Raw genomic sequence first — 3,869 nt, forward strand, 5'->3', positions numbered from 1 at the left:
AGCGGAGTGAGCTGGTGATAATTTGATCACCATCTGAATGGTCGATCCGTGGGAGAAAAAACCAGTGCGCATAGTATGTATTTCCGACACACACAGCATGCATGAAGAAATCGATGATATCCCCGACGGCGATGTGCTAGTTCATGCTGGGGACTGCCTCGGCAGAGGAACGCTGTTTGAGCTTGACGATTTCAATTACTGGCTTGGCGAGCTACCTCATGCCCATAAAATTTTGATAGCTGGAAACCACGACTGGTGCTTCGAGAGATATCCCGACAAAGCAAGACCACTCGTCACGAATGCGGTTTATCTTGAGGAGTCGGGGGTAACCATAGATGGTATCGAGTTTTGGGGGAGCCCCTACACTCCACGATTTCGAGACTGGGCTTTCAATGTTGATAGAGGCGAGAAAATCGCGTCGCATTGGGCAAAAATCCCGGAAACAACCGATGTACTAATAACACACGGGCCGCCAGAAGGAATTTTTGATGAAGTGGTTGGACCGGATTGCGGTATGAGTGTTGGATGCGCAGATCTTGCTAAAAGGATCGATTCCTTACACTTGAAGGCTCACATTTTTGGACATATTCATGAAGCTTATGGCTATGGAGTTCGCGCAAAGGATGGGGTCAAGTTCGCCAATGCAAGCATCTGTGACAAGCGATATCGGGCCATAAGAAAGCCAATTGTTATCGACTTGGTTGCCTAAGGTGGATCAGAACTTTGTTTTGCTCTGGTTCTAGCTCCTTTGGTATGTGAGTCATGGAGCAAGTTTCAATGAGTGTTAGAAGGCGATTTAGCTGGGCCGGGGAAGGTTGAGTCGGCTATGCGAAATTACGTACGGTGGCGGTGATGATCAATATCACCAAGATCAAGATCCACCGGGAAGCAATTGCAAACCACTCAGACCTTGACGGATCAACTCTGGTCTTAAATACGGGCCATGGATAGTAGGTAAAGATGCCCCCCAGAAAAAAGGGGCAGAGGCTCAACCCTTTAAGCTAGTAGACTCTTGGACCAACCATCTCTGAATCTCCCATGGATACAAGTGGTTTTAAATTGATCGATTGCAGCCCCCTTGTCAAGGGATTTACGGTCCGTGTGCTCGCGACATTCCTGGTTGTAGACCAAGTGCCGGAAGGTCATGATAGGTCGGTTCTGTGGGACGGGGAGGATCCTGTTCAGATCAAGAACGAACTTCACCTCTCATGTGCTTGGCTTGAAAAATTAGAAGGTTGATGTGATGTCTGAGGAGGCAAAGGCGGTCCAGGAAGTTGCGAAAACAACGAATACTGCGATTCATGCGGCAGAAAAAATGGGGAAGTTTATCGCGACTATCGCCGGCGTCCCCATGGCGACTGCTCTGGGTATCGTAGATGACAAGTTGCGCTACATACGATGGGAAAGGCAGCTGAAGCTGATAGATAAAGCCAACGCAAAGCTGGCTCAGCGTGGCTTGTATCGTCCGACCCGCGCCTTGCCTTTACAGTTCGCGATGCCACTTGTTGAGGCGGCGGCGCTCGAAGAAGATGATTATCTCCAGGATTTGTGGGCGACAGTTCTGGCAAACGCCGCAGATGAAACCGTTGAAATCCAACTCAGAAGAGCCTTCATAAGCATTTTGGAGGACATGACGTCTTTAGATGTGCAGATTTTGAAGGTAATAGGCGCAGCCTCTCAAAATTCTTTGTATGGATTGAGTGCCCTGGATCGAGGGTTTTACCTCGGTTACTTGCCTGAAAGAGCTGCCGGATTGGATGATTTTCAAAAAGAAATTCCTGCTCCAAAAAAGGAGGTTCGTATTGCTGTAGGAAATTTGCAAAGGCTCAATGTTCTCTCGACCTCCCAGACGGTAGATGGTGTTTCGGATTCCAACCACGTGAGGATAACCGCCTTGGGAGAGGAGCTTCTGCGTATGTGCTCCAGCCATGGAGAGGCTGAGCATGGTGGTTCTTAAAAAGTGAACCTGGAAATACTGTCTGTCCGCATAACAGGTAATTTTCGATCTCATAGGATTGGATAGACCACTATCTGGAGCTGATCATAGACGGCTTTCAGGTTCTCCTCCGTTTCTTCCTGATCGCGCAAAAGCCGGGTGGAAAAGCCGAGGTACTTTGCCCAAGCGATACCTTTCTTAAATTCCTCGAAGTTCCGATTTTTTGCACAAATTTCAATGTATTGATTAACAAGTTTGTACTGGTGTGCTCCCGCTGAGTACTTTCCCAGATCAAAGGCGTTCTTGAAGTGTGCAGCTGCTTCGGAGTATCGCTCCGCTCGGTAGAAGTGGGTCGCTTTGGCCCACTCTACAATCCACGAAAGTGCATCATCGCCGTTACTTTTGACCGCGTTCTCTAACTCTTCTATCTGTGAGAGTCCCTGAGCACGGTTCTTCAGTTCCGAGCCAACCTGAAGCGCATGAAGAAAGGTCTCGGGAGGATAAATATCTCTGGCGTGAGCATCATTCACTATGGAAGAGTGAGCAGCATGAATGCCAAGTAGGCGGATATATATGCGAAACCTTGGGATTTTCTCGGAAGGCAACGCATCGGCTTGTTGCAGGTGGGCTAATTGTTGCGCGCCTGCGAGGAGGTTGCCTGAACGGTTTCTCCAGAATTCTTGTGTTTTCTGGCTCCACGCGTTGTCAATTGCTTGGGGGGTCCGGACATTGTTTGCAATGAGCTTCTGTTTTAGCCTTTTTGCAAACCATAAGTGATTCCTTCGAAGACGCCTGTCTTGTTTGCGTAGAGTTTCAGATACCTCGAAAAGCACGTCCTTGCCGTAGGCCTTCTCAATTTTACGAAATGCCGCTGTAGAGAATCGTGCGATTGCCAAAACAGTCCTGAAACTGCTCCTGAGAGTCGGGCCAACGTCACGTTGATGAATGTCGTGAGTGGTTTCTCGCATGGCCTCCAAGGATTCGTCCAGATTGGACAATAGTGCGGTCAGAGACGGGAATTTCAGATTCGACGTCCAACGCCACGCATTCTCATAATTCTGCTTGAGCCTATAGTTTTCCCGGAGCCCATGGTCAGGAAAGTGAAACCGCGTCTGACTCGTTTCAATGGTCTCGTAGATCCAATTCAATGCCTTCGAGAGCGGCCATTGGACTCCATCGTCGGAAAATGAGGGTAGCCACCAGGTTGGTTCATTCGGGAATTGATAGCCTGTTGCCGCAACATTAAAAATCAATGCATTCTTCTGATAGGACAGAATGACTCTATCCGGGATCGATGTAAGAAGGAGAAAGCGCAAGGTTTCGTGTTTGCCGAGGTGGCTGATTTGGTTTCGAACCAGGTCACGGTATTGTTCTAACGCATCAACAATCGATTCGTGAACTGCGTTGGCAACTCTTTCTGAGCCTGTTGTCGCCCGTGTGAGGTCTTTAAAGAGTTCCATGAGTTGATCCAAATTCTTTCGCAGCTCACTGCTCTCCTGAGCAAGTCTCCTCAATCGAGTCTGAATAGACTTTTTTTCTGTCTCCGTCCGGATCAGCCCCAGAGAATCATTTTTGGTCGGAAGAAAACCTGCGCAGGAAAAAAGCTCTTTTGCTATCTCACCGATGGCTGGGAATCCATATTCCGTGCTCATCCAAAACTCCTGAAATACCGGGCACTGCGTGGTGCCCGGTCAAATTTATACGCCAATACTGGTTTTATTTGCCTTTGCGGGCATTTCCTCGTCCCTTGCCGGAAGGGTTGCCCGTTGTTGCGGGCCAATTGCCTCCAGGACCAGGGTGGGTGGATGGGCCCCGTCCACCTGTACTCTTAGAGCCACCTTTTGATTTTGCCATCTTAATCTCCTTTGAGTTCTGAGTTACTTCGTGAAATCGCTGAATCATTGTTTCTAATCAACGATGGTTTGAAGAGTAA

At 48.6% G+C, this 3,869-nt stretch carries 3 protein-coding genes; 2 read left to right on the forward strand and 1 reads right to left on the reverse strand.

Features of this window, described 5'->3' with window-relative positions; genetic code table 11:
• Window positions 1-37 precede the first annotated feature (37 nt).
• Window positions 38-709, forward strand: coding sequence for a metallophosphatase domain-containing protein (locus MSNKSG1_RS02330; protein ID WP_008937629.1), 672 nt, complete (start codon window positions 38-40; stop codon window positions 707-709).
• A 534-nt stretch (window positions 710-1,243) separates the two neighbouring features.
• Complete coding sequence (locus tag MSNKSG1_RS02335) at window positions 1,244-1,957, forward strand: Abi-alpha family protein (RefSeq protein ID WP_008937630.1); 714 nt, start codon at window positions 1,244-1,246, stop codon at window positions 1,955-1,957.
• Window positions 1,958-2,007: 50 nt separating this feature from the next.
• On the opposite strand, the gene MSNKSG1_RS02340 is transcribed toward MSNKSG1_RS02335, so the two are convergent.
• The gene (locus MSNKSG1_RS02340; RefSeq protein WP_008937631.1) at window positions 2,008-3,588 is read right to left on the reverse strand and encodes a hypothetical protein; all 1,581 of its coding nucleotides are present in this window, start codon (window positions 3,586-3,588) and stop codon (window positions 2,008-2,010) included.
• Between the last annotated feature and the right edge of the window lie 281 nt (window positions 3,589-3,869).

It is taken from the genome of Marinobacter santoriniensis NKSG1 (assembly GCF_000347775.1).
Taxonomy (GTDB): Bacteria; Pseudomonadota; Gammaproteobacteria; order Pseudomonadales; family Oleiphilaceae; genus Marinobacter; species Marinobacter santoriniensis.